The organism is Streptomyces sp. URMC 124, from assembly GCF_051386455.1.
Taxonomy (GTDB): domain Bacteria; phylum Actinomycetota; class Actinomycetes; order Streptomycetales; family Streptomycetaceae; genus Streptomyces.
The window spans coordinates 1-350 of sequence record NZ_JBPQTS010000386.1 but is presented as its reverse complement, the minus strand read 5'-3'; the positions used below and the strand labels follow the sequence as shown (position 1 = coordinate 350).

At 74.3% G+C, this 350-nt stretch carries 1 pseudogene; it reads right to left on the bottom strand.

The window, feature by feature from the left end:
* Positions 1–211: pseudogene (locus ACSNOG_RS33060) on the bottom strand (HD-GYP domain-containing protein); the annotation flags it as partial.
* Positions 212–350: the final 139 nt, after the last annotated feature.

Here is a 350-nt window from a genome sequence, read left to right as displayed (position 1 = left end):
CGGGCGGCAGCAGGAACGCCCCGGCGAGCAGGACGGGCAGGGTCAGGGTGCGGCGCGGCAGTCTCTCGCAGACGGCGCAGACCGCGGCCAGGAGGGCCACGGCGCCCCAGGGGACGCCGTGGGAGGCCCGCAGGGCGGGGGCGGCGCACAGGGCGGCGGCGAGGACGGCGCACAGGACACAGGCCCGCGCTGCCGCCGGAAGTGCCCTCATCGTGCGTCCTCCCGTCCCTGAGGTGCCGACATGCTTGCCGTCAGGAAGGGGAGAATAGGGTCCGGCACGGCCGGGGAACGGCGCATTCGGGGATTGCCCCGCGCGAACCGACCAGATGCACACCTTCGGGTGATAATCC